At 39.5% G+C, this 20,690-nt stretch carries 16 protein-coding genes, 1 tRNA gene, 7 pseudogenes and 2 other annotated features; of the genes and pseudogenes, 10 read left to right on the forward strand and 14 right to left on the reverse strand.

The genetic code is table 11. From position 1 onward, the window contains the following. The first annotated feature begins 11 nt into the window (after nucleotides 1-11). Both glmS and BJN41_RS04365 read left to right on the forward strand, forming a co-directional pair. Nucleotides 12-1,853, forward strand: a complete 1,842-nt coding sequence (glmS, locus tag BJN41_RS04360; RefSeq protein ID WP_070153641.1) for a glutamine--fructose-6-phosphate transaminase (isomerizing) — start codon at nucleotides 12-14, stop codon at nucleotides 1,851-1,853. Nucleotides 1,854-2,165: 312 nt separating this feature from the next. After that, nucleotides 2,166-2,241 (forward strand) — tRNA-Gly (locus tag BJN41_RS04365). 327 nt (nucleotides 2,242-2,568) lie between these two features. Here the strand turns inward: BJN41_RS04365 and BJN41_RS04370 are convergent. After that, nucleotides 2,569-2,796, reverse strand: coding sequence for a helix-turn-helix domain-containing protein (locus BJN41_RS04370; RefSeq protein ID WP_070153643.1), 228 nt, complete (start codon nucleotides 2,794-2,796; stop codon nucleotides 2,569-2,571). Nucleotides 2,797-2,909: 113 nt separating this feature from the next. Here BJN41_RS04370 and BJN41_RS04375 point away from each other — a divergent pair, with 113 nt between their 5' ends. The 6 genes and pseudogenes from BJN41_RS04375 to BJN41_RS04400 form a co-directional block, all read left to right on the forward strand. Next, nucleotides 2,910-3,119, forward strand: a complete 210-nt coding sequence (locus tag BJN41_RS04375; RefSeq protein ID WP_000122748.1) for a hypothetical protein — start codon at nucleotides 2,910-2,912, stop codon at nucleotides 3,117-3,119. A gap of 19 nt (nucleotides 3,120-3,138) precedes the next feature. Beyond that, nucleotides 3,139-4,323: a site-specific integrase gene (locus tag BJN41_RS04380; protein WP_070153646.1), complete on the forward strand. Its 1,185-nt coding sequence runs from the start codon at nucleotides 3,139-3,141 to the stop codon at nucleotides 4,321-4,323. Beyond that, nucleotides 4,313-4,564: a hypothetical protein gene (locus BJN41_RS04385; protein WP_005265407.1), complete on the forward strand. Its 252-nt coding sequence runs from the start codon at nucleotides 4,313-4,315 to the stop codon at nucleotides 4,562-4,564. Before BJN41_RS04380 ends, BJN41_RS04385 begins: the two co-directional genes overlap by 11 nt. Before the next feature lie 65 nt (nucleotides 4,565-4,629). Next, nucleotides 4,630-5,178 (forward strand): DUF1376 domain-containing protein, encoded by a 549-nt coding sequence (locus BJN41_RS04390; RefSeq protein WP_070153649.1) that lies wholly within the window; start codon nucleotides 4,630-4,632, stop codon nucleotides 5,176-5,178. A gap of 10 nt (nucleotides 5,179-5,188) precedes the next feature. After that, nucleotides 5,189-5,935, forward strand: a complete 747-nt coding sequence (locus BJN41_RS04395; protein ID WP_070153652.1) for an ATP-binding protein — start codon at nucleotides 5,189-5,191, stop codon at nucleotides 5,933-5,935. A gap of 51 nt (nucleotides 5,936-5,986) precedes the next feature. Continuing rightward, nucleotides 5,987-6,405: pseudogene (locus BJN41_RS04400) on the forward strand (ATP-binding protein); the annotation flags it as partial. Nucleotides 6,406-6,535: 130 nt separating this feature from the next. Here the strand turns inward: BJN41_RS04400 and BJN41_RS04405 are convergent. The 8 genes and pseudogenes from BJN41_RS04405 to BJN41_RS04435 form a co-directional block, all read right to left on the reverse strand. Then, nucleotides 6,536-9,412, reverse strand: a complete 2,877-nt coding sequence (locus BJN41_RS04405) for a type I restriction endonuclease subunit R (RefSeq protein ID WP_070153655.1) — start codon at nucleotides 9,410-9,412, stop codon at nucleotides 6,536-6,538. 50 nt (nucleotides 9,413-9,462) lie between these two features. Beyond that, nucleotides 9,463-10,527: a tetratricopeptide repeat protein gene (locus BJN41_RS04410; RefSeq protein ID WP_070153658.1), complete on the reverse strand. Its 1,065-nt coding sequence runs from the start codon at nucleotides 10,525-10,527 to the stop codon at nucleotides 9,463-9,465. 127 nt (nucleotides 10,528-10,654) lie between these two features. After that, complete coding sequence (locus tag BJN41_RS04415; protein WP_070153660.1) at nucleotides 10,655-11,626, reverse strand: hypothetical protein; 972 nt, start codon at nucleotides 11,624-11,626, stop codon at nucleotides 10,655-10,657. 80 nt (nucleotides 11,627-11,706) lie between these two features. Then, nucleotides 11,707-12,435 (reverse strand): annotated as a pseudogene (locus BJN41_RS16060) (restriction endonuclease subunit S); the annotation flags it as partial. After that, nucleotides 12,424-12,915: pseudogene (locus BJN41_RS16065) on the reverse strand (restriction endonuclease subunit S); the annotation flags it as partial. The pseudogenes BJN41_RS16060 and BJN41_RS16065, both read right to left, overlap by 12 nt. Continuing rightward, a complete protein-coding gene (locus BJN41_RS04425) occupies nucleotides 12,915-14,483 on the reverse strand; it encodes a type I restriction-modification system subunit M (protein WP_070153667.1) in 1,569 nt (522 codons plus the stop codon). The gene BJN41_RS04425 and the pseudogene BJN41_RS16065, both read right to left, overlap by 1 nt. A gap of 317 nt (nucleotides 14,484-14,800) precedes the next feature. After that, nucleotides 14,801-15,862, reverse strand: a complete 1,062-nt coding sequence (locus BJN41_RS04430; protein ID WP_070153670.1) for an HNH endonuclease — start codon at nucleotides 15,860-15,862, stop codon at nucleotides 14,801-14,803. A 2-nt stretch (nucleotides 15,863-15,864) separates the two neighbouring features. After that, nucleotides 15,865-16,455 carry a class I SAM-dependent methyltransferase gene (locus tag BJN41_RS04435; RefSeq protein WP_070153673.1) on the reverse strand — a complete coding sequence of 197 codons (591 nt, stop codon included), beginning with the start codon at nucleotides 16,453-16,455 and terminating at the stop codon, nucleotides 15,865-15,867. Nucleotides 16,456-16,606: 151 nt separating this feature from the next. On the opposite strand from BJN41_RS04435, the gene BJN41_RS04440 reads away from it, so the two are divergent. Both BJN41_RS04440 and BJN41_RS04445 read left to right on the forward strand, forming a co-directional pair. Next, nucleotides 16,607-16,936, forward strand: coding sequence for a DUF4236 domain-containing protein (locus BJN41_RS04440; protein ID WP_019837114.1), 330 nt, complete (start codon nucleotides 16,607-16,609; stop codon nucleotides 16,934-16,936). A gap of 99 nt (nucleotides 16,937-17,035) precedes the next feature. Next, a complete protein-coding gene (locus BJN41_RS04445; protein ID WP_070153676.1) occupies nucleotides 17,036-17,350 on the forward strand; it encodes a hypothetical protein in 315 nt (104 codons plus the stop codon). 69 nt (nucleotides 17,351-17,419) lie between these two features. Here BJN41_RS04445 and BJN41_RS15825 read toward each other — a convergent pair. The 5 genes and pseudogenes from BJN41_RS15825 to BJN41_RS04475 all read right to left on the reverse strand — a co-directional run. Further along, nucleotides 17,420-17,683, reverse strand: a pseudogene (locus BJN41_RS15825) (hypothetical protein). Nucleotides 17,684-18,182: 499 nt separating this feature from the next. Continuing rightward, nucleotides 18,183-18,434, reverse strand: a pseudogene (locus BJN41_RS15310) (integrase core domain-containing protein); the annotation flags it as partial. Between the two features lie 60 nt (nucleotides 18,435-18,494). Beyond that, nucleotides 18,495-19,536 (reverse strand): annotated as a pseudogene (locus BJN41_RS14630) (IS3 family transposase); the annotation flags it as partial. After that, nucleotides 19,325-19,441: a sequence feature (AL1L pseudoknot), on the reverse strand. Its footprint overlaps the pseudogene before it by 117 nt. Nucleotides 19,537-19,624: 88 nt before the next feature. Then, nucleotides 19,625-19,741 (reverse strand) — a sequence feature (AL1L pseudoknot). Continuing rightward, entirely contained in the window at nucleotides 19,699-19,947 is a 249-nt protein-coding gene (locus BJN41_RS16070) for a transposase (RefSeq protein ID WP_070153683.1), read from the reverse strand. (Overlaps the previous feature by 43 nt.) A gap of 219 nt (nucleotides 19,948-20,166) precedes the next feature. Then, a pseudogene (locus BJN41_RS04475) lies at nucleotides 20,167-20,571 on the reverse strand (helix-turn-helix domain-containing protein); the annotation flags it as partial. Between the last annotated feature and the right edge of the window lie 119 nt (nucleotides 20,572-20,690).

The following is a 20,690-nucleotide window of genomic DNA, read 5'->3' on the forward strand; positions in this document are numbered from 1 at the left end:
AGGAAGTTCCTATGTGCGGTATTGTCGGTGGCGTTGCAGAACGTAGTATTACCAATATCCTCATTGAAGGTTTAAAGCGTTTAGAATATCGCGGTTACGATTCCGCAGGTTTGGCACTGATTAGTCAAGGTCAGGTCTTGCGTGAGCGCCGTGTCGGTAAAGTAGCAAATCTTGAGCAAGCAGTACTAGATTCTCAAATAACAGGTTCACTTGGTATTGCCCATACGCGTTGGGCAACACATGGTAAACCGACCGAAAACAATGCACATCCGCATATTTCTGGCAATGTTGCTGTCGTACACAACGGTATTATCGAAAATTATCAAGAACTAAAAGATGAGCTAGAAATTTTAGGCTATGTGTTCAGTTCTCAAACGGATACTGAAGTGGTTGCCCATTTGGTCGACCATGCCCTTAAAACTGCACCGAATTTATTGGATGCGGTACAGCAAGTGGTGCCTCAACTGAAAGGTGCTTATGCACTTGGAATTATCCATACCAATTATCCAGATGAATTGATTACGGTACGTGAAGGTTCGCCTTTGGTGATTGGTGTCGGTATAGGCGAAAACTTTATCAGTTCAGACCAATTGGCGTTGTTGCCAATTACCAACCGTTTTATGTATTTGGAAGAAGGTGATATTGCCCGCTTAACCCGCGACAGCATTGAAGTTTTTGTAAATGGTCAAACTGTTGAGCGCCCTGTAAAAGAGCTAGATGCAACTGTAAGCAATGCATCGAAGGGTGAATATAAACATTACATGCTCAAAGAAATTTATGAGCAACCTGAAGCGATTCAACAAACCATTTCACAAGCATTAAATGGCAACGCTTTACGTGAAGATTTCCTGAAAGATGCTGAACTTGACTTTACCAAGATTCAACAAGTACAGATTATTGCCTGTGGTACCAGCTACCATGCAGGGATGATTGCAAAATACTGGTTTGAACAGCTGATTAACTTGCCTTGCCATGTGGAAATTGCCAGCGAATATCGTTATCGCACGCCAGTGATTGTGAATCACACATTGTATGTGTGCATTTCACAATCCGGTGAAACTGCAGATACTTTAGCTGCTTTACGCGACACTCAAAAACGTGCTGCTGCAAAAGGTTTAAATATTAGCACCATGACCATTTGTAACGTGGCAACTTCGTCTATGGTACGTGAAACCCATCATAGTTTGTTGACGCTTGCAGGTCCTGAAATTGGTGTGGCATCGACCAAAGCCTTTACCACACAGTTGGCAGCATTAATGCTGTTGGTGCTCAAAATTGGTCAGGTGAAAAATGCAATAGCAGCGACAGATACGGCTGAAATTATTGCAGGCTTGTGGCACACACCAAAAGTGATTTTAGATACTTTGCAAAATGATACGGCAATTTTACGTTTGTCTGAATTGTTTGTAGAGAAAAATCACTGCTTGTTCTTGGGTCGTGGTACACAATTTCCAATTGCCTTAGAAGGTGCGTTAAAACTGAAAGAAATTTCATATATTCACGCAGAAGGTTATGCTGCGGGTGAATTGAAGCACGGCCCATTGGCATTGGTAGACAATGACATGCCTGTGGTGATTTTAGCACCGCAAGATGACATGCTGGATAAACTAAAATCCAATATGGAAGAAGTACAGGCACGTGGTGGTGAGCTATTTGTATTTGCAGATGAGAACAGCGGCATTCCTGCAGATAAAGAGCGTCAGCATGTAGTTTATGTACCGCAAGTCAGCGCATTGCTTGCGCCAATTGTGTATAGTATTCCTGTGCAATTGTTGTCTTACCATGTGGCGGTTTTKCGCGGTACAGATGTCGATCAGCCTAGGAACTTAGCAAAAAGTGTGACAGTTGAGTAGTTTTTAATATTATTCAATAGTTTAAATTTAATAAAATTATTTTAAATCACCTAAAAATCCGCAGTCGGCTTCTTTTTTAGAAATTTAGTGCTGCGGATTTTTTATGTCTTATACTTTTTATTTTTCGCATGACTACCGTGCATAGCAAGCGATATAGAAAATTTTGCAGATAATGAAAACTTTTATAAAACAAACAGCCAGAGTCATCTAACTGCACTATTTTCTAAAAAATGTTGTTTATTTATTCAGTCAGTACAATGACATGCAAAAAATGATTGACCCTATTTTTTCATCATGTATTATACACCGCATGCGGGAATAGCTCAGTTGGTAGAGCACAACCTTGCCAAGGTTGGGGTCGCGAGTTCGAGTCTCGTTTCCCGCTCCAGAATTTTAAAAGCCTCAGTCGAATGACTGGGGCTTTTTTGTTGTTGATTTTATTATATTTTTTAATATCATCTTTTTTCATATCTCCGGTTCAACACTGAAATTCTTACCATAGCTTTTTTCTTTTGTGACCAAGATGTGACCATGGCGTGCCCACGACAATAGAAATGGTCTTAATTGACCTTAAATGTCCTCAATCGATCACCACTTTCAGAGCTTTTATAAAGGTAAAAAAATCCCCCTGCTCTCTTCCAAACAAAGTATTTTTTTCCAAATGATCAAATATCTGTGACCATTTCACTTTTTATGTGACCATTTGTGACCAAAACTAATTATTATCATTTTGATTATTATCAATTTTCTTGAAAACCAATAAATCACCCACTTCAACATCTAATGCAATACAAATCTTATCAATTGTCTCAAAATCAATACGTACAGATTCATCATTATAAAGTTTATGCAAAGTAGATTTATTAATTCCAGTACTTCTTACCAGATCAGCAACCTTCAGCTTCCTTTCTGCCAATAAAACAGCCAAGTTTGAAATAATCATAAAATTTCCTAGTTATATAATAAAAAGTACTTGCAAAGACATAAATATGTGATAATTTACATCTTAGGAATAATTTTTCCTAGTTACCTAGTAAAAAAATATGAGGCTCTATTATGTCATATACCTATCTCACAGCCCAGCAACTGGCTGAAAAAATCCAGTACGACGCTCGTACCATTCGCAACCAACTGAAGGACAGTGTCTTTATTGAAGGTGTTCATTACATCCGTCCTTTTGGTGGTCGCAAAATTCTTTTTGTTTGGGAACGTATTGAAACTGAAATGCTTAAATTCACTGGTTTAAGTATGGATGCTCTTCAATAAGGTTCAGGAGGTTTAACCGATGGCTACCATCCGGGAAAGAAGTGGCAAACTCATTGCCGATTTTCGCTACATGGGCATCCGTTGCAGAGAGACAACCAATCTTGAAGACAATGCCTATAATCGCCGAATTTTAAAAAAACGTCTCGAGCAGCTTCAAGCTGAAATTACTTTGGGAACTTTTGAATACGAAAAGTATTTTCCAAAAAGTAAACGTGTTGAGGAGTTTAAGGAAAAAAGAAGTCAGCAAATCGCTGTACAAACCAAGGTTCCTCTTTTTAAAGAGTTCACTGAATTGTGGTTTAAACAGAAACAAATTGAATGGAGAGATTCATATCAACAAAAGGTTTCAATTGTAATCAAAAACTATTTGATCCCCGCTTTTGGTAATCAGGTTCTCTCAAAAATTAAGAAGTCAGACTTGCTGAACTTCCGTGCTTCCCTCGCCAAAGTGACACACGGAAAAGATCAAACAAGTCTGAAAGCATCGAGGATCAATCAAATCATGACGCCTTTACGTATGATACTGAATGATGCGGCAGAACGATACGATTTTGAGTCGCCGTATAAAAATATAAACAATCTGAAGGAAAGTAAGATCGAAGTCACACCTTTTTCTCTGGAAGAGGTGCATAAAATTCTCACTGCGGTGCGTGAGGACTTTAGGCCTTATTACACCATTCGCTTTTTCACAGGTATGCGTACCAGTGAAATCGATGGTCTGCAATGGAAAAATATCGACTTGCAACGTCGTGAGATCCATATCCGTGAAGCGTTAGTGAATGGTGTTCTTGGTGGAACCAAAACGTATGGTTCTGACCGCACGATCCAGATGAATGACCGGGTGTACCAAGCCTTTCTACAACAGAAAAGCCTCAACAACGGAAAATCGGACTTCGTCTTCTGTAACCGTGATGGCGGTCCTCTAGACTACCGTTTAGTTAATAAGCGTGTCTGGCATCCCCTGCTACGCTATTTAGGGCTAAAACCTCGTCGTGCTTATCAAACACGTCATACAGCAGCAACGCTCTGGCTGGCGGCAGGTGAAAATCCAGAATGGGTCGCTCGCCAATTGGGGCATTCAACGACTGAAATGCTATTCCGGGTCTATAGCCGTTACATCCCTAATGTTACGCGCCGCGATGGTAGTGCTTTTGAAGCCATGCTGGAGAGACTGAATACAGAGGAGCTTGCCCATGAACAGTAAAGCTTTCTTTGGCGGCGTAGTCGTTAGCCCAGAAGCAGATATGGTCGCTCGTGAATTAATCCATGAGCTACACATTCCGAAACTGCACAATCTGGCCTTTTTGCTGGAAATCAATAAATGTTTCGATGATCACCAAGCATTAAGACTTTGGCTACAGCGAATGCTGGATGAAGGGCAAGCTCATTACGATGACTTAGCTCAACAGGCCCGTGTCCGCTTAATGAGTCTCGCTCACTCATAAAACAAACATAAAAGGTCATCTAATTGATGACCTCAGCCCCTTTATACCTATAAAAAGGTGAACATATGCATAAAGATATTTCAATTTGGATGCCACTCTATATTGGCGACCTACAAGCGAAATTTGCACGAATGACAGCAGAACAAATTGGTGCGGCACTGCTGTTAATGATGGATTTCTGGAAAAATGGTGCCATTCCTCACGACCTAGCTACTGTATGTAGCATCACGAAATTACCGCAGCACACCAAGGCTAAAACTTTGTTGAATACGCTAATGGCCCTGGAATTGTTTGAAATCGAATCTGAGCAGATTCATTCAAATTTCTTAAGCAGTTTAAAAAGCCAGGCATTGCAAAATCAGCAAATGAAATCTGATAAAGCTAAAAATGCAGCTCAAGCACGTTGGGGCAAATCCGCAAGTAATGCTCAAGCATCAGCCAGGCAACGAAAAGTAAATGCTCAAGCAGCTCCTGAGAAGAGCCCGAGTATTACTCAAGTCATGCTTGAATCATGCCCTTCATCTTCATCTTCATCTTCATCTTCATCTTCATCTTCATCTTCAAATTTTGAAGAAAAAAATGAGAGTTTTTTAGAAAATTCAAAGTGGATTTAGGAGATCAGTCATGAATACCATGCTTAAAACACTCCAGTTTCGCGAAGAAACAACGGAAACACTTTGCCCTACCCATCATATACCCCTGATGGAAATTGCTGGTCACAGGCTCTGTAAATTGTGTGCCAAAGAAACCGTCCAACACTCACATGCAGCCTATGAGAATGAACTGCAACAGCGATTGCTAAAACAGAAAATTAAAAATTCAGGGCTCAATAAACGCTACCTGGATCGGGGCTTCAAGAATTATGTAGTTGCATGCCCTGCACAAGACAATACCATCAAACTATGTCAGGCCTTTGCACAGCAAATTATTTCTGACCACAACCCGAACATGTTGATGATTGGTACACCGGGTACAGGTAAAACCCATCTGAGTGCATCAATTATTCGCAACATTCTGCATAACAGTACAAAATCTGCACGCTACTATACCAGTGCAGAAATTGCTCAAAAAATGATGGATACCTGGTCAGATGCTTCGCGCTCTGAGAAAGAAGTCATCGACCATTTCTCCAGTTTTGATTTATTGGTGATTGATGAATATGGCCTGCATGACCGGCATGAAAAACGCCTGGAGATGGTGCATAAGGTTTTGTATAGTCGTTATGACAATATGAAATCTACCCTGCTGATTTCCAATTTCACAGTCCAAAATATGCAGCGGGATTTAGGTGTAAGATTATGGTCTCGGTTACATGAGAACCATTTGATTGTAGTGCCGTGTTATTGGGATGACCGACGAATAAGCGGATAATCGTGACTCTCACTTAAGCCAATTATCTTGCTGAGATGATTGGCTTTCTTTCTAAAGATTCCCTATAAGGCCATCATGAGCAATGTCAAAACCAAGTTTATTACCGCCGCCGATTTCATGCTGTAACTCAGTACAGCCTATCAGCAAGGTAAATTGAAAACCTATATGCAACGCGTGATACTCGCCCCGAAATTATTGATTATCGATGAAATTGGTTATTTGCCCTTTGGACGTGAAGAAGCGAATCTGTTCTTTAACGTGATTGCCAAGCGTTATGAAAAAGGCAGTACGATATTGACGAGTAACTTACAATTTAGCCAATGGTCTAAGTCGTTTGAGGATGATGTCACGTTGACCGCTGCGATGTTAGATCGTTATTGCATCACTGTCATGTGGTACAAATATCGGGTGAGAGTTATCGTTTGAAGGATAAAAAAAGAATAGGGATTCAGCCACAGGTTGAAACTTAATACGAGGTCAAAGGGGTCAATTTTAGAATGCCGTTGACACCGTTCTCTGCCACTGTCTTAGAAAGGGTGGAACAAATGCATACACCTAAAGAAGTAAAGCACCACTAAGGTGCTTTACTTCTTTGACAATTTAAAACCCCACATAAAATTTTTCAATCAGTTTCCGGGTCTTGACCAGCAAATTGCTAAACACGTTCTCCCGCTCAAACAGCTTAACCTTATAGTTTGGTAAGTCCTTCAACTCTTCTTTACGTGGTAGGCGTTTGGTGAACTCATAATGCTCCAGAACCTGCTTCATCGCTTCTGGTTTCAGGTTTTCTTCTTTACAAAGATGCTGATAGGCCTGTTGTTTTTCAGCATCCCAGAATTCAGAAAAAGCCGTTTGAACGCTCTGTCCATTGATCATCTTCGGCATGTTTTCTTCAATGAATTTTTGAATGAGGTCTTGCTTATCGTGCAAGCTAATATCGCTACTGATTAAATCGTAAATTTGCGCTTGGTACTTCTTACGCTTGTCCTCTGAGTCTGTATCAACAACAAGCTGTAGCAGGTTGATGATATAACCAACATTAATGCGATCACTATGCAGTAAATCCAGTTGAAAATCGACATCATCCAGTACCGATACTTTTTCTTTCTTCGTCGTCTTTCTAACGGCACGGCATAAGTCAGCATACTTAGAGGCGAAGTTCGCGAAGTGCTGCTTATCCAGTTGTGTTTGGTCTTGATCGTACTCAATAAAAGTTTGTAATTGCGTGTTATAGCGCATCACTTCACGGAAAGCTTTAATAAATTCCAGTTGCTGTTCTTCAGTGACAAGATCATCGACTGATTGGTAATTGGGCGTTAAGGCAAACAATTTGCTCACCGCTGCTTGGTAATCCTGTTCGATTTCCGCATAGCTTGGAACAAGTACAATCTTGGTGGTTTCTTTATTGGAAAATAGTGCCAGTGCTTCATCGGTGGCGCGTTTCAGGTTACGGAAGCAGATGATATTGCCAAATGGTTTTTTATCGTTATAGACACGGTTGGTACGAGAGAATGCTTGAATCAAGCCATGATATTTTAGATTTTTATCGACATACAACGTATTCAGAGGTTTCGAGTCAAAGCCAGTCAGGAACATATTGACCACGATTAAAATATCAATCTGCCTGTTTTTTACGCGCTGTGCGATATCGCGGTAGTACGCATAAAATTGATCACCTGAATTGTAGTTGGTTTTAAACTGTCGATTGTAATTCGCTATGTAGCGATCTAGCTTATCCCGACTGGATGAATTGACCTGACTTGGAATATCTGCGGCTTCTTCATGAATTAAGCCATTTAAGTCATCAGTCGGTACAGCCTCATTTGCCGCATAGGAAAAGATGGTGGCAATGGTCAACGGTTTAAATATCCGACCTTGTGCTTCATCTTCAATTTGCTTTTCAACCTGCACCTTTTCAAAGAGGTCGTAATATTGGGTCAGTGTTTCGACCGAACTGACACAGAACATAGCCGTGAATTCACGATTACGAGTTTTGGTATCGTGAATATTGACAATGTAGCGGGCAATCATTTCAAGGCGTTGCGGGTTGTCATACAGTTCTTTGGTATCGATGCCTTCTACATCTTCCTCATAACTTTCATTCGTCGCCATGCCTTTGGCGGTGTATTTGCCACGATAATCAATCTGGAACTGCAAGACGTTACGGTCGCGGATGGCATCCACAATCACGTATTTATGCAAACACGCATTAAACAGGTAATCGGTCGTCAGTTTTAAACCTGCTTTGCTTTGGCTGTTCTTTTCAAAAATAGGCGTACCGGTAAAACCAAACATCTGTGCATTGCTGAAGAATTTTTTGATGTTCTGATGGGTCTCACCAAATTGACTGCGATGACATTCATCAAAAATAAAGACCACTTTTTTATTTTTAAGATAATCAATCGATTCTAAATAACGGTCGGTGCTGATGGCCCGATTGAGCTTTTGGATGGTGGTCACAATCAGTTTGTCATGACGTTGATCCAGCTGTTTCACCAAGGTCGATGTGTTATCGGTGCTGTCCACGCTGTCGGCTTTAAAAGCAYTAAATTCGCGTGAGGTTTGCGTATCGAGGTCGTTACGATCGACCACAAACAAGACCTTTTCTACATCGGGCATTTGCATGATGATCTGACTGGCTTTAAAAGAAGTCAGGGTTTTGCCTGAACCTGTAGTGTGCCAGATATAGCCGTTCTGATCGGAGTTTTGCACATGCTCCACAATTTTCTGTACTGCATAAATCTGATAGGGACGCAGCACCATCAGGCTTTTGGTGGTTTCTAGCAGCACCATGTACTGAGTCAGCATTTGGGTCAGATGCTGCTGATTGAAAAAAGCTTCGGCAAAGTCGACAATTTCATTGATATGTTTGTTATGGACATCTGCCCAGGGAAAGGCAAACTCGATGCCTGTGGTGCCGTTGGAGTAATAACGGGTATTGGCACCGTTACTAATCACAAAGAGCTGAATAAAACCAAACAGCCCTTGCCCTGCCCAATAGGCTTCACGAATATAGCGTTGCGTTTGATTAAAGGCTTCGGCGATTTCCATGCCGCGTTTTTTCAGCTCAATCTGTACCAAAGGCAAACCATTGACCAGTAAGGTCACATCAAAACGGCTGGTACGGCCATTATAGTCGCGGTGATCGATGGTGATTTGATTGGTCACCTGATAGATGTTCTTGCTTGGGTCATCCGAGAGAAAAAAGATGTGTTTGCTGGTCCCATCATCAAATTTGACTGGGAACAGATCACGCAGATTCTTGGCGCGTTCAAACACTGTGCCTGTGTTTAAAAAACTGATGACCTGTTTCCATTCTGTTTCTGATAATGGTGCAAGTCCGTTGGCACGTTCAATTTGTGTTTTGAGATTAGACAGTAGTTGGCTTTCGTCCTTGAGCGTCACTGAGGCATAACCCAATTGCTTGAGCTGGCTAATCAGTTCATTTTCAAGTTGATATTCGCTTTGTACTGTCATGTTTCCCTCAAATAATAAAATACGTTTACATCTTTTATTTAAAATCAGCTTTACGCTTCACCTACTCCACAAATCAAGGTATAGGATGGGTTTGATGTATTTATTCCGATTAACTGGATATAAGTAGAAAAGTGGGTATCACCACTTTCATCAACAATAGGCAAACTATAGATATATGCCTGTTGTGCCTTTTCATTCTTGAGTGAATTCAATAATGGGAATTTTTTATCGAGATTTTTAAAAGCCTGATCACTCACTTGATCATTGTCTATAGCCATTATTTTTTTGTGTTCCGTCTGATATTGGCGAATTTGAGCTTGCGTGTAGCTATAGAACTTAAAATGGTCGCGCTGTTCTAAATAATCTTTGATTTTTTGTATATTCGCATCCTGCTTTAACTCTGCTTTATAATTAATGCCATAACCATAATAATTTGCGGTTTCAAGTTTTTTAAATATCGAAGTCTGTTTATTCTTAGGTAAAAATATTCGCATATCAGGCGTATCACCTTCTGAATCTTTATATTGAGGATAATATTTAAACTGATCTTGCTCCGCATAACTTTTTTTCAAAGACTGTTCTAATGCTTTTTCTGTTGTAGTTTTTACTTCAGATATTGCTAAGTTTTCTAAAAAAAATGAAGAGTTTCTCGCACGTGTATTCCATCCTTTACAGAGTAGGGCTTCATCTAAGCTGCTGAACTGATTTTGCTGGTTTTGCTGCTTTGTTGTGTTAATACTTTGCAGCATTTTAATCGCTTCTTGATCACCTTTTTGAGCAGCTTGCTGCAATAATCGAAGCCCTAACTGTGGGTTAGCAACAACACCATCCCCCGTTAAATTCATCTTGGCTAAAACAACTTTTGCAGGTGCATAGTTTTTTTCACTTGCGCGATGTAACCATTCCACCGCTTTTGACGTATTTCTTGGAATGAGTTTTCCCTCGTAATAGGCCATACCTAATTCATACTGGTTTTTGGCAAAGCCTATGACGATAGCCTTCGTTTGAAGTCCCGCAATGGCAGGAATGATCGGCTCATTAATATTTTCTGCGAAAACCGCTTGTGTACCCAATAGATTTGTACTTAGTAGCAGGCCCATAATGATTTTTTTCATGAATTTATCCTAATTTTTAATGTCGTGATCAGCGTTTGTACGTAATTTCAGTTATTCACTACTGAGGCTACGTTCTGAGTTAGCTTAAATAGGCGAGATGATTGATTGCAAAACTGAATCCATCTCACTATTTGGACTTGCCCTTATTACTTAAACTTTGCTTATACATTTCTACGATGTAATCGTTTTTATCTTTTAGATTTAAATTCGTGGTGCTGTAAGTGATTTCAATCGGATAGAGTGGCAAATCCTTATTGGTATCTACGACCTTATATTTACCTGCATAGCCATATTCGACTTCATCATTTTTGGCTTTGATATAGCGTGACCCAAACATGCCTGCATCGCCAACCCGTTTAATCTCTACTTCATGGTCTTGCAATGAAAGCATGTAGAATGATGATTCTGTTGCACCACCTGAAGTAAAGCCTGAGACAAAGATTGCACCCATTACATTTTTTCCAAGACGACGAAAGTCTTTTTGGATGTCTTCGATCTGCATATGACTTGAACCATAAGAGCTTGGAATATCAATTAATTGAGCTTGGGGATTGGTTAGTTCAAATTTGCCATTCGCGGCCTTTTTAAAATTTAATAAATAGCCTTTGGTATAAGAGCCATGACCTTGATTTACATCTTGCCCATTAAAAGTAGGCATACTTTCTACAAACACAAAGTAACGGGTTTGATTTTGTGCATTTTGATAAGTCAATGTTGGATGCTGCTGTAGAAAGCGAATCTCATTTTGATCATCAATTTTTTGCTGTACTGCAATAAACGGATTTTTAAGTTCGCTTGATCTGTAGCGTCCACTCAACTGAATTCGACCAAATAAAGTAGGGAGCAATTCGTTTGCGTTTAAACTGTTGAGCTGAATGCTGCTATTGCTGCTTTGATTTGATGCCGCGGATTGGCGTCCAGGAACCATTTGTTGAAGCATCAGATTTTTCTGTGCAATCAGGGTTTCCTTCCAGGTCATTTTGTTGCCATTTTTATCGAAAGCACCAAACTGCCCTTTTTCATTAAACCCAATATCGTATGCAAAAACACTACTTGTACAGATACTTAGAACTGTTGCTAATAATACTTTAGCTTTCATTTCACCCTCTATCTAAAATTGAATAATCAACGAATTATTCAAAAAAACCAAACTCACGAATGAATTTGGCAAAATTAAAATTATACAAACATCTGCTGCAACAAACCTTTTTTCCACTGTTTCGCTTGTTCAATTTGCTGTGCCACGACTTCAATTTTTTGGTCGATGGCAGATAAGAAATTGGCGATTTTGGTTTGTTCTTCTAAGCATGGAAAATCAAAAGTGAATTCGTTTAAAGTACCTGTCGTAATTTGATTAATACGAGCACCTAAATTCATTTGTACTTGCTCAAAGAACCAAGGAGTTTGCATCAAATACGCAATAAATCTATTGTACTTACTTCGATAAACAGACATAAATGCGCCAAATGTCATTACTTCATCATCATTGATGATGACACTTTTCCCAATAAGTCTTTGACTGCCATTTCGAGTACAAATCAAAATATCATTAGGCTGAACAATAATTTTATCTTGAATCTTTTTATTCACACGTACTTTATCTGACTTATCTAAACGTCCCTCTTTAATATTTGATGAACGTAAAACAAGTATGCCTGTGCCATCATTAGTCACATCTGTCGGAGAATAGGTCAAACCAATAATATTTTCACCCACCTCGCCAAGTTTTTTTTCCTCCCACTCCCCAAACTCACTCCCATCATCTGCTTTAAAACGAAGTTGCTGACTAAACAATTTTTGCATCATGCCTTGTTTATACTGGCTAAGTAGTTCGTGTTTTTGGGTGAGTTGGCTAATCTTTTCTTCGACTGCGGAAAGAAAAGAAGCGATTTTGGTTTGTTCTTCTTTTTCAGGAAATGAAATTAAAATTTCTTTAATAATTCCAGCACTTAGATTTTTTTGTCCACCTTCATTACTTAAGTCACGAATTTCCTCATAACGATTCATTAAGTTTTGAAAAATGAATTTTGTCTCAAACCCATTCTTAAGCTTAATAGCTGCACAGGCTTGGTTAGTAGTAGCATCTATTCCTAAAATAGCTACTTTTCCTCGAGTAATTCCTTGACCATACATAGCCATCAAAATTGTATCTTTATGGAAAAGTTTTGCAGATGAATTATCTAAACCAACTTGGGTAATAAATTCTTCAGCTTCGTTAATAACATTAAAATCTACAAGGCTTGTTGTAACCCAAGGAATATCGCCATTCCAATAATCACTAACGTTTCTACTAGGGGTTCCACCTGATGTCACAATAGAAATTTCCTCTATTTTATTTGTAGACCAATCCCCTTCAAACTCTTTAAATCTTAACTTTGGCGTAGCCATTACTTCACCTCCGCAAACGGTGAAACAATGCCTAGCTCTTTGCAAAAATCTGCAATCACCGCATCAGTTTTTTGGCTGTCGTGTTCCAAAGCTTGAAGCTGTTTTGCAATCGCATCTAAATCAATCTCGGCTTCTGCTTCAAAGGTATCTACATAACGTGGAATGTTCAGGTTGTAATCGTTATCTTTGACTTCTTGCAAAGTCGCCACATGCGCATACTTTTCAATATTTTCACGCTTTTCAAATGCCGCAACAATCTTATCCAAATGCTCAGGCAATAACTTGTTTTGGTTCTTCTGCTTTTCAAAATCATTGCTGGCATCAATAAACAGAATATTGCCGCTCTGCTCACGGTTTTTCTTCAACACCAAAATACAGGTCGGAATAGACGTGCCATAGAAAATATTGGCGGGTAGTCCGATGATGGCATCCACCACGTTCATCTGTTCAATCAAATACTGACGAATCACGCCCTCACTCGAACCACGGAACAATACGCCATGCGGTAACACCACCGCCATGGTGCCATTGTCATCCAGTTGATACAGCATGTGCTGTACAAACGCCATATCCGCTTTAGAACTTGGCGCCAGTTTGCCATACGCAGCAAAACGTTCATCTTGTAAAAATAACGGATCGGCAGACCATTTTGCAGAAAATGGCGGATTCGCCACCACCGCATCAAACTTTTTATCTAAATGCTGCGGACGGGTTAAAGTATTTTCCTGCTTGATGTCGAACTTAGCAAAATGCACATCATGTAGAATCATGTTCATGCGTGCCAAGTTGTAGGTGGTACGGTTCATTTCCTGACCGTAAATCATATCGACATCTTTTACTTCACGTTTTACCCGTAGCAACAACGAACCAGAACCGCAAGTCGGGTCATAGACTGAACGTAAACGCGCTTTGCCTTGGGTGACAATCTTCGCCAGTAAGGTCGATACCGTTTGTGGCGTATAGAATTCCCCCGCTTTTTTTCCCGCGCCTGAGGCAAACTCACCAATCAGGTATTCGTAAGCATCCCCCAATACATCGGCTTCGGTATTGGAAATATCAAAATCAATATCATCTAAATGACTGAGGACTTTCGCCACCAGTGCATTACGGTCGCTGGCATTATTGCCAAGCTTGGTCGAGTTTAAATCCAAATCTTCAAACAGGTTGGCAAAGTCATCGGCAGAGTCGGTGCCTAAAGTGCTTTGTTCAATCGATTTTAAGGTCGCAGTTAAATCATCCAAAATGAATTCGCCCTGACGACCACGCTCGGCTAAGGTATGGAATAGCTGTTTTGGTGTAAGCGCATAACCGACTTCGGCAATGGCATTCTTTTTAATTTCTTCGATGTACGGCACATGCTCAGGATTATTTTCATCTAATTCTAAAAAGCTGAGGTCTTCACCATCGAGCAATTCATTGGCAAAGTTCACCGATTTTTCTGATAAATATTTAAAGAAAATAAAACCCAGAATGTAATCACGGAATTCATCGGCGCCCATGGTGCCGCGCAAAGTATTGGCAATATTCCAAAGTTGTTTTTGTAATTGTTGCAGTTGTACTTTGGTCATTGTTATGGAAGTCCAATTAAGTGAATCATTAATCAAATGATTTTACTTAAAATTCTAAATCATGCAGCAGTAAAAAGATGGAAAAGGATATAAATTGTCGTGCTCAAGCCAAGTAATCTGTCAATTCAAGCTCCAAACAGGTGAATATTCTAAATTTTGTAGCAGCATATTGTGAGAATGAAGGCCTCCAGTTAAAAGTCTGTAAGGGCTGAAAGCTCTAATTCAGCTGTCTATAGAATACTATCTTGCTGAATATTCAATTTGTTCTTAAAAATATTGGTCTTTGGACAACAGAATCTCTGCAAAGAATAACGGTCTCAAAAGACACCAGATATAGGATGAGCCAATATCTGTTTATCTTTGCCCCCCAACCAAACCAAATACTCATTCTCTATTGCCTGCTTATAAGCCCAGTCGGCAACCCGATGCGAACGTTGCAGATCGGTTAGAAAACCTAATTGAGAAATTTCTCGAATAATCGATTGATCATGCAGATGATTACGCTCCTGCCACTGATGTAAGAATTGCTGTGATGCTAAATAATTACTTTTTTGCGAGTTGCATTTTTCATCTGCCAGAACAAAATTATGTTCGGTATCAGCAGGATATAAAGACCATGGAATAAAATGATCCACGGCATATTTTGAATTTTTGAGACTTTTTCCACAGTAAAAACACTGGCATTGCTGTAAGTCAATTAAGAAGTCCGCGACCTGCCCCAATTGGTTACGACTTGGAGCAAACATGAATTCATCTAGGTCAGGTAACCCATCTAATACAGCCAAGTTCTGCTTATTCAGCCGGACAAAATCAATCCAGCGCTTCTGGCAAAGCTCTTCAATAATTTCACTAAACTGTCTCAAACAATACATCACTTTGGGTAAAAGCTTGAGGGACTGCTTGGAATCTTCAAGATTATAGAGAAATTCTACGGTTTGACCATTTAAATTCTGCAAATATACTACCGGCATTTGCTTTACAGTTGTCGCAACTGTTCGCTTTAGCCTATTCCAGTAAAGTACATTCTTTCTCAACGCGGCCAAGGTCTTGAATTGTTGCTGTGCATTCTGAATTTCACTGATGATCTTTGCCTGCTTACCAGTGCTTTGATGAATAGTAAAAGGCTCATACTGGTTAAACTGAAACGGGAGAGACTGTTTCCAGTACAGGTCAATAAACTTTTCCACAATATCCTGATAGTCCAAATGCAAGGCAGCACCGGTATCTTGACCCTGTTCAATCGCCAGACGCGTGATACTTATCAGCAAAGCAAACTTATATGTCGAAGTAAAAGTCCCTGACTGCAAAATCTGCTGAATATGCTTTAAGAATTTCAACTGTTCTTGAGGGGTTGGTATTTCGGCTATACTGAATAACATATCTAAGCCTGCACTTTTCTAATCAAAATATTCATCCACTCTTCTGTACGCTCTGGACGTTTATCTACAGTAATCCATTGTTGTAACAGTAAAGCCTGATCAATCTGCTTGATTAATTCATGTGCTTGCTGCTCATTCAAGTCAGTAAAGCTACGTCCCTCTTTCTCACGGTCTGTATTGCCATACTTAAAAGACATGTAACACACACCATTTAGCTTTAATGCTTTGAATATAAGCCCCAGCACTTCAGTTAGGCGATCTCTTTCACAATGTAAAAGAGATGCACAAGCCCAAATACCATCGTATTTATTATTCTCAGCTAGGTCATAAAAACTTTGCTGACGTACTTCAATATTGGTCAGCTCCCTGGCCTTTTTAACCAGCTCGGCAGAATAATCAATTGCCTCAACTTGATAGCCTTTTTTCTTAAATGCCAAAGTGTCCCGCCCCGAGCCACAGCCCAAATCTAGGATCAATGCCTGTTCCGGCAAATATCTTAGAAATGGTGCGTAAAGACTTTCCATTTCAACCTGATAGGTATTTTCAAAAAATGCTTGAGCATGTTGATTGTAATAATTTGATGTTTGATTCATTGTCTAAAAGCCAATATCTTATGTTAAAGAACATACTGATTTTTCACTAGATAAGTCAAATGATCAGTCCTATGAATGAATCAAACTCTTATTTCACTGTATCCGGACAACTGAGATAGAAACCAAACTGGTTCTTGTAAATGGAAAAAATATGGGCTTCAGATTTCGCAAGAGTATTAAACTGCTACCTGGATTAAAAATTAATCTGACACACAAAGGTATAAGCAGTGCAAGCATTGGCAAACCTGGTGCTTCTTTAAATATTGGCAAAAAAGGCACCCGAACCAGCGTTGGTATTCCTGGCACAGGCCTATCCTATTCCAAGCACCAACCCTATAAAAACAGAGTTGGCAACCAAGAAAATCCTGCTCAGGAACAACAACCGCTCTATACATCAGATACCGAGCAACCTAGGTCGAATGTCTGGATTTGGGTAATTTTTGGATTATTTTGTTTTATTGTCGGGGCAATTATTTTTTAAATTTAGCCATTCTTTGTACCCTATAATATCCACTGCTAGGCAAAATTTAATTCATTCATTACTATGGACGGATGTTAAATACAATAAAGGCTGCCGCTAATGTCTGATAATGACAATACTCTGGATTATGATGAAAATGATTTAATCGATTCTCCCTTATCTCAAATTTTACAAGAGGATAATGAGCAAATTGAAGTTCTAATTTATCGATTACCCGATAGTGATTGGACACTGGAAGTGGTAAACCAAAATGGTACTTCTACGGTATGGGATGAAACATTCCCGTCAGATCAGGAAGCTCTATCCGTTGCTTTAGATGGAATTAAAGCCGCAGGCGGTATTCAAGCATTTTCCGAACTCAGTGACCTCGAAGCAAAGAAAAATATTTTTCCTGAATCCCTTACTCGCCATTAAAAATGAAGCTGCTAGCGTGGATATGAATCAGTATTTTCTGAATTCTTAGAACCTATCGCGATGATAGGTTCACTTCAACCCAAACCCATCCAGGGTTGAAGGGTCAAAATTTTCATCAAACATAAACTCATCTGCTCGCTCTTTTATTAATGTCGCCAAGGCATAAAAGAAACATTTCTCACATAACTGCAATTCATATCTTTCCCCGTCATGCTTGGAACCATAGCCTCAATGCGCCGATAAAGTTCCAAACTCCAGTTTCGTTGATTGGTTGCATACATCACATACAACATCTGTAACGACTTCTACCTGTTTCAGTTGTTTAATTTCCATATACGGCTCCCGATATCAATCATGTTAAATTTGTCTACATACTTATCAAAAATTGACTCCTGTTGGGTTTTAATTACCATTAAAAAAGATCAAATTTGAGCATTGTTATTGTAATAATCAACTGTACCCATCCCTACTGTATTCATTGTAATCTGCTATGTGAACATCATAATGGAAACATGATATTTTTTGCCAACTCACAAATATAGCTAACTAATAGTGAGTATCTAATCGAGGAGGAAAATTTGAAACTTTCAATAATAAATAAACTTTAAAAACAAGAAAAAAATGATTCCTCCTGCCATTTTCAAAAGCTCCAAATATACGTAAGTATTACTGTATTATTTTTATTCAATAACACACATGGATTTGACATCTGAACTACTTTTAAAGTTTCCAGTAACACAGATAATTACTCTAAAAAATTTCAAAAAAAGCAGAATCACCATTCATCCACAGGCTGAACCGTACCGGGTTTGTCGGAGACTTTTTATTTAAGTTAGGCCACCTGACCTAACGGATTAATTTTATCATAGTACATTGCTTCAAAATCAAAAGGTGGCACATAACCTAGTGCACTATGTACACGCTCTTTATTGAACCAATCTACCCAATTTAATGTCGCAAGTTGTACATCCGCTAAACCTTGCCAATCTGCTTTTAAATATTCAATCACCTCTGTTTTGTATAAGCCATTCACTGTTTCAGCCAAAGCATTATCGTATGAATCACCGGTCGTACCGACTGATGCTCGTAAATTTGCTGCTTCTAAACGATTGGTATAGCGAATGGAAAGATATTGAACCCCTNGACCTAACGGATTAATTTTATCATAGTACATTGCTTCAAAATCAAAAGGTGGCACATAACCTAGTGCACTATGTACACGCTCTTTATTGAACCAATCTACCCAATTTAATGTCGCAAGTTGTACATCCGCTAAACCTTGCCAATCTGCTTTTAAATATTCAATCACCTCTGTTTTGTATAAGCCATTCACTGTTTCAGCCAAAGCATTATCGTATGAATCACCGGTCGTACCGACTGATGCTCGTAAATTTGCTGCTTCTAAACGATTGGTATAGCGAATGGAAAGATATTGAACCCCTCTGTCACTATGGTGAATCACATTCTTTGGCATGTCTCGAGCATGTAACGCTTGCTCAAGTGCATCGAGCACCATATCTGTATTCATCCGTGTCGATACTTTCCATCCAACAATTGCTCGTGAGAAGACATCAATAATAAATGCAGTATAAACCCAGCCTGAATTTGTTTGAATATAYGTGAAGTCAGCGACCTGAGAAGYATTGCTTCGCAAGGGTCAGGATGATCAGCACTAAAATTGCGTTTCACCAAGTCATCTGCTCGTTTTTGATCCTCTCGGCTACGGGTAGTTTGTTTATTCTTACCACGCCAAACACCTTGTATACCTAGTTTTTGCATCAATCGAGCAACTGTACAGCGAGCAATAACATAGCCTTCACGTTTCAATTTTTGCCAAACTTTACGCACACCATATCGACCTGAACTTTCCTTCCAAATTCGTTTAATTTGTTCAGCATGATGCAAGTCATGTAGATCTCGCTTTGCTCGATGTTCTGGGTTTTCAACGAAATCTAGTGTTCGATAATAGGTAGAAGCCGCGATCGGTAAAATCCTGCAAATCGCCTCAACACCATATAACGCCTTATTGTTATGGATGAAATCTACCATTATTTGTGTGGGCGGTCGAGCTCCGCCTGGGCGAAAAAAGCGGCTGCTTTACGTAGAATTTCGTTAGCACGTTGCAGTTCTTTATTTTCACGTTCGAGTTGTTTAATACGTTCTTGATCTGAAAGTTGCTGTACTTTNTTGTTCAGCATGATGCAAGTCATGTAGATCTCGCTTTGCTCGATGTTCTGGGTTTTCAACGAAATCTAGTGTTCGATAATAGGTAGAAGCCGCGATCGGTAAAATCCTGCAAATCGCCTCAACACCATATAACGCCTTATTGTTATGGATGAAATCTACCATTATTTGTGTGGGCGGTCGAGCTCCGCCTGGGCGAAAAAAGCGGCTGCTTTACGTAGAATTTCGTTAGCACGTTGCAGTTCTTTATTTTCACGTTCGAGTTGTTTAATACGTTCTTGATCTGAAAGTTGCTGTACTTTAATTGGGTTTTGTTTATCTAAATATTTTTGATACCAAACACGTAGAGTTTCAGGAGTACAACCCTTGCGCAGTATACTGCTCAGGGAACAATAGCGGTGATCGCAGCCCAATTCGATGGATAATCTTTCTCGGATTCAATCAATAATTGAACCGCTCTTTCTCTGATTTCAGGGGTATATTTTACTTTTTTCATCGGGACATTCTCTCAGAAAGCTTGGTCTCCGACAAACCCGGTACGGTTCAGGCGTATGGTTTCAACTTATGCTACTTAAATATGTTTAAAAATCTCACTGCAGATTTAGATATTTCTAATCGCATAAAAGAACTTCGATACCATCCTGTGCCACTTTAGCTGCGAGTGCTTTCAAACGCTTCTTAAAGTTCTCTAAATCATAGCGTAACCAAATAGAGCGAACACCGCTACCTGAAACAAATACACCCTTCTTGCGTAATTCGTTACTAGTACGATGCTGCCCATAAGCTGGATACTGAGTTGCGAAATCAATGACTGCTAGTTCTGTAGCATCATCTACACGATTTTTTAGATTAGGTACTCGACGGGATTTATTGATCAATGCATCCATGTCACCAGACTGTACTAGCTCCTGATAGCGATGAAAAGTATCTCTAGAGACACCCATCACTTTGCATGCTCTAGAAACATTTTGAAGCTCTTCAGCTAAATTGAGTAAGCCTACTTTGTGTTTGATGATTTGATTGTTAGTATGCAACATAAGAAAGTTACCTTTGTTTGATTAAGATTTCGACACCTTTATCAAAATGGGTAACTTTCTCTTTTTCAAGAGTTATGTCCGATCAAGTCTGAACTAATACATCTGATGAATAAAAAAAT

Origin of the sequence: Acinetobacter towneri, from assembly GCF_001758345.1 — a bacterium.
In the GTDB taxonomy this organism is placed as follows: domain Bacteria; phylum Pseudomonadota; class Gammaproteobacteria; order Pseudomonadales; family Moraxellaceae; genus Acinetobacter; species Acinetobacter towneri_A.